Genomic DNA, 5788 nt, shown 5'->3' with positions numbered 1-5788 from the left:
GGCTGGCGCCGCGAGCTGCGACGGATCGCATATTCGCAATAGCTGAAGGGAGCGGCGCACAAAGCAAAGCGCCCAGCCTTTTGAGGGGCTGGGCGATTTGGGCTGTAAGAGCCTGACGATGACCTACTTTCACACGGGAACCCGCACTATCATCGGCGCTGAGGCGTTTCACTGTCCTGTTCGGGATGGGAAGGAGTGGGACCACCTCGCTATGGTCATCAGGCATAAAGGGTTGTCGTGCTGACTGGGTCAGCACAACGAATTCATAGAGTCTGGAATCAGCTTGTATTTGAATTGTTTTGAATGCGTCAACTTGGCATAACACCTTGATCGTAGATCAAAGTTATAGGGTCAAGCCGCACGAGCAATTAGTATCAGTTAGCTTAACGCATTACTGCGCTTCCACACCTGACCTATCAACGTCCTGGTCTTGAACGACTCTTTAGGGGGCTCAAGGCCCCGGCAGATCTCATCTTGAAACGAGTTTCCCGCTTAGATGCTTTCAGCGGTTATCTCTTCCACACTTAGCTACTCGGCAATGCCACTGGCGTGACAACCGATACACCAGAGGTGTGTCCACTCCGGTCCTCTCGTACTAGGAGCAGGCTTCCTCAAATCTGCAGCGCCCACGGAAGATAGGGACCAAACTGTCTCACGACGTTTTAAACCCAGCTCACGTACCTCTTTAAATGGCGAACAGCCATACCCTTGGGACCGGCTACAGCCCCAGGATGAGATGAGCCGACATCGAGGTGCCAAACACCGCCGTCGATATGAACTCTTGGGCGGTATCAGCCTGTTATCCCCAGAGTACCTTTTATCCGTTGAGCGATGGCCCTTCCATACAGAACCACCGGATCACTATGTCCTGCTTTCGCATCTGCTCGACTTGTCAGTCTCGCAGTTAAGCACGCTTATGCCATTGCACTATCGTCACGATGTCCGACCGTAACTAGCGTACCTTCGAACTCCTCCGTTACGCTTTGGGAGGAGACCGCCCCAGTCAAACTGCCTACCATGCACTGTCCCCGATCCAGATAATGGACCTAGGTTAGAACCTCAAACACACCAGGGTGGTATTTCAACGTTGGCTCCACAAGATCTAGCGACCCTGCTTCAAAGCCTCCCACCTATCCTACACAGATCTGTTCAAAGTCCAATACAAAGCTACAGTAAAGGTTCATGGGGTCTTTCCGTCTTTCCGCGGGGAGATTGCATCATCACAAACATTTCAACTTCGCTGAGTCTCAGGAGGAGACAGTGTGGCCATCGTTACGCCATTCGTGCAGGTCGGAACTTACCCGACAAGGAATTTCGCTACCTTAGGACCGTTATAGTTACGGCCGCCGTTTACTGGGACTTCAATCAAGAGCTTGCACCCCATCATTTAATCTTCCAGCACCGGGCAGGCGTCACACCCTATACGTCCACTTTCGTGTTTGCAGAGTGCTGTGTTTTTAATAAACAGTCGCAGCCACCGATTTTTTGCAACCCATTCATGCTCCGTTGTTCACTTCACACTAATAGGGCACACCTTCTTCCGAAGTTACGGTGTCAATTTGCCGAGTTCCTTCTCCTGAGTTCTCTCAAGCGCCTTAGAATACTCATCTCGCGCACCAGTGTCGGTTTGCGGTACGGTCGTGTGTAGCTGAAGCTTAGTGGCTTTTCCTGGAACCTCGTTCAGTCACTTCACCAGCAAGCTGGCTCGATCATGGGCCTCGGTATATGACGGGCGGATTTGCCTACCCATCGCCTACTTCCCACTAAACCGGGATATCCAACACCCGGATGACCTATTAAGATCCGTCCCCACATCGCACTACACATCGGTACAGGAATATTGACCTGTTTCCCATCAGCTACGCATCTCTGCCTCGCCTTAGGGGCCGACTCACTCTACGCCGATGAACGTTGCGTAGAAAACCTTGCGCTTACGGCGAGGGGGCTTTTCACCCCCTTTAACGCTACTCATGTCAGCATTCGCACTTCTGATACCTCCAGCACGCTTTACAACGCACCTTCACAGGCTTACAGAACGCTCTCCTACCACTTGCAATAAATTGCAAATCCGCAGCTTCGGTAACTGGCTTAGCCCCGTTACATCTTCCGCGCAGGACGACTCGATCAGTGAGCTATTACGCTTTCTTTAAATGATGGCTGCTTCTAAGCCAACATCCTGACTGTTTTAGCCTTCCCACTTCGTTTCCCACTTAGCCAATTTTAGGGACCTTAGCTGGCGGTCTGGGTTGTTTCCCTCTTGAGTCCGGACGTTAGCACCCGGTGCTCTGTCTCCCAAGCTGTACTCGTCGGTATTCGGAGTTTGCCTTGGTTTGGTAAGTCGCCATGACCCCCTAGCCAAAACAGTGCTCTACCCCCGACGGTAATACTTGAGGCACTACCTAAATAGTTTTCGGAGAGAACCAGCTATTTCCAAGTTTGTTTAGCCTTTCACCCCTATCCACAGCTCATCCGCTAGTTTTGCAACACTAGTCGGTTCGGACCTCCAGTACCTGTTACGGCACCTTCATCCTGGCCATGGATAGATCACTTGGTTTCGGGTCTACACCCAGCGACTGATCGCCCTATTCGGACTCGATTTCTCTACGGCTTCCCTATTCGGTTAACCTTGCCACTGAATGTAAGTCGCTGACCCATTATACAAAAGGTACGCAGTCACCCCTTACGAGGCTCCTACTTTTTGTAAGCACGCGGTTTCAGGATCTATTTCACTCCCCTCCCGGGGTTCTTTTCGCCTTTCCCTCACGGTACTAGTTCACTATCGGTCGATGATGAGTATTTAGCCTTGGAGGATGGTCCCCCCATGTTCAGACAGGATTTCTCGTGTCCCGCCCTACTTGTCGTTAGCTCAGTACCACACAGGTCATTTCACGTACGGGGCTATCACCCGCTATGGCCAGTCTTTCCAAACTGTTCCGTTATGTCTTGTGCTATCACTAACAGGCTTCTCCGATTTCGCTCGCCACTACTTTCGGAATCTCGGTTGATGTCTTTTCCTCGAGCTACTGAGATGTTTCAGTTCACCCGGTTCGCCTCGCATGCCTATGTATTCAGCATGCGATACCTTTGCAGGTGGGTTTCCCCATTCGGAAATCTCCGGATCAAAGCTAATTTGCCAGCTCCCCGAAGCTTATCGCAGGCTATCACGTCCTTCGTCGCCTATCATCGCCAAGGCATCCACCACGTGCTCTTATTCACTTGACCCTATAACTTTGACGTTTCTTCACAGAAACCAAAATYACATCAAGGAATTGCCAGGTCTTTCACCTGGCGCGTTATGCCGTACTTCATACTTTCRAKTTKMYTCGAAATTGAAGTTCATATTTGACGCAATCAAAAATTCATGTCGCTGATGGCACGGTCCGCACTAAACCTTTACGAATGTGCGGTTTCCATCAGCAACGCTGATTCGACTCTATGAATTTTTAAAGAACAGCCGATTGATCAAGAGATCTTGATCAACAACAAAGATGCCTCTTTCAAAGCAGCTTTGGTGTTGAGTATAAGTATCGTCGTGGTTCTCGCGGGCCAGCGTCGCGACCCAGAGAAGTGGTGGAGGATGACGGGATCGAACCGACGACCCCCTGCTTGCAAAGCAGGTGCTCTCCCAGCTGAGCTAATCCCCCGGGTCCTCACATCTGACGCAACCTGCGCCATGACCATTGGAAGAATTTTGGTGGGTCTAGTTGGGCTCGAACCAACGACCCCCGCCTTATCAAGACGGTGCTCTAACCAGCTGAGCTACAGACCCATGTCGATCACTCGACTTCATCCAACAACCGATAAGTGTGGGCGTTCAGCTTGAACAGCTTTATTTCCAGAAAGGAGGTGATCCAGCCGCACCTTCCGATACGGCTACCTTGTTACGACTTCACCCCAGTCACGAACCCTGCCGTGGTAATCGCCCTCCTTGCGGTTAGGCTAACTACTTCTGGCAGAACCCGCTCCCATGGTGTGACGGGCGGTGTGTACAAGACCCGGGAACGTATTCACCGTGACATTCTGATCCACGATTACTAGCGATTCCGACTTCACGCAGTCGAGTTGCAGACTGCGATCCGGACTACGACTGGTTTTATGGGATTAGCTCCCCCTCGCGGGTTGGCAACCCTTTGTACCAGCCATTGTATGACGTGTGTAGCCCCACCTATAAGGGCCATGAGGACTTGACGTCATCCCCACCTTCCTCCGGTTTGTCACCGGCAGTCTCACTAGAGTGCCCAACTAAATGTAGCAACTAATGACAAGGGTTGCGCTCGTTGCGGGACTTAACCCAACATCTCACGACACGAGCTGACGACAGCCATGCAGCACCTGTGTTACGGTTCTCTTTCGAGCACTAAGCCATCTCTGGCAAATTCCGTACATGTCAAAGGTGGGTAAGGTTTTTCGCGTTGCATCGAATTAAACCACATCATCCACCGCTTGTGCGGGTCCCCGTCAATTCCTTTGAGTTTCAACCTTGCGGCCGTACTCCCCAGGCGGTCAACTTCACGCGTTAGCTTCGTTACTGAGTCAGTGAAGACCCAACAACCAGTTGACATCGTTTAGGGCGTGGACTACCAGGGTATCTAATCCTGTTTGCTCCCCACGCTTTCGTGCATGAGCGTCAGTACAGGTCCAGGGGATTGCCTTCGCCATCGGTGTTCCTCCGCATATCTACGCATTTCACTGCTACACGCGGAATTCCATCCCCCTCTACCGTACTCTAGCTATGCAGTCACAGATGCAGTTCCCAGGTTGAGCCCGGGGATTTCACAACTGTCTTACATAACCGCCTGCGCACGCTTTACGCCCAGTAATTCCGATTAACGCTTGCACCCTACGTATTACCGCGGCTGCTGGCACGTAGTTAGCCGGTGCTTATTCTTACGGTACCGTCATGAGCTCTCTTTATTAGAAAGAACCTTTTCGTTCCGTACAAAAGCAGTTTACAACCCGAAGGCCTTCATCCTGCACGCGGCATGGCTGGATCAGGCTTGCGCCCATTGTCCAAAATTCCCCACTGCTGCCTCCCGTAGGAGTCTGGGCCGTGTCTCAGTCCCAGTGTGGCTGGTCGTCCTCTCAGACCAGCTACAGATCGAAGGCTTGGTGAGCCTTTACCTCACCAACTACCTAATCTGCCATCGGCCGCTCCATTCGCGCAAGGTCTTGCGATCCCCTGCTTTCATCCGTAGATCTTATGCGGTATTAGCACAGCTTTCGCTGCGTTATCCCCCACGATTGGGCACGTTCCGATGTATTACTCACCCGTTCGCCACTCGCCGCCAGGATTGCTCCCGCGCTGCCGTTCGACTTGCATGTGTAAGGCATGCCGCCAGCGTTCAATCTGAGCCAGGATCAAACTCTATAGTTCGATCTTGATTTTGCGTCCAACCTCGCGGTCAGACAAAACTCACAAAAACGGAATTGAAGTGAACTTCACTTCTATTCTCATGAGCGTTTAAAGTCTTGAAGACTTTGTTCCGAAGAACTTAGCCATTCGCCTCAAACGCCCACGCTTATCGGCTGTATATTTTTAACGATCACCGCAAAACAACTTCTTGTTTTACGCTTGCTTCGCTGCGATCAGCGGAGCCTTCGATTATGACACGGTTTTTTAAGAACCGGCAAACTTTTTTCGCTTTCTTCGACTCTTGCAATCAACTTCACTCGGAAGTCACTGCAATCACCGTTTTCTGCGGAGCCTTCGATTATGACACAGTTTTTAGAACTTCGTCAAACCCGTAGGCTTTTTTCTTCCCCCGCCGTCTGCTTCGATCACCGCACC

Annotated in this window: 2 tRNA genes and 3 rRNA genes; all 5 read right to left on the bottom strand. The window is 51.4% G+C overall.

Annotated elements, in window-relative coordinates:
• Positions 1–110: 110 nt before the first annotated feature.
• The 5 genes from rrf to AC1DYD_RS41010 all read right to left on the bottom strand — a co-directional run bounded on the left by rrf (position 111) and on the right by AC1DYD_RS41010 (position 5374).
• Positions 111–223 (bottom strand): 5S ribosomal RNA (rrf, locus tag AC1DYD_RS41030).
• A 124-nt stretch (positions 224–347) separates the two neighbouring features.
• A 23S ribosomal RNA gene (locus AC1DYD_RS41025) occupies positions 348–3222 on the bottom strand.
• Positions 3223–3568: 346 nt separating this feature from the next.
• Positions 3569–3644, bottom strand: a tRNA-Ala gene (locus AC1DYD_RS41020).
• 48 nt (positions 3645–3692) lie between these two features.
• Positions 3693–3769 (bottom strand) — tRNA-Ile (locus AC1DYD_RS41015).
• Between the two features lie 70 nt (positions 3770–3839).
• A 16S ribosomal RNA gene (locus tag AC1DYD_RS41010) occupies positions 3840–5374 on the bottom strand.
• The 16S, 23S and 5S rRNA genes sit together here with 2 tRNA genes alongside, the layout of an rRNA operon.
• Positions 5375–5788 lie beyond the last annotated feature (414 nt).

The sequence above is a fragment of the Variovorax sp. P4_B11 genome, assembly GCF_056402355.1.
This window is presented reverse-complemented; position numbering and strand designations above follow the sequence as displayed.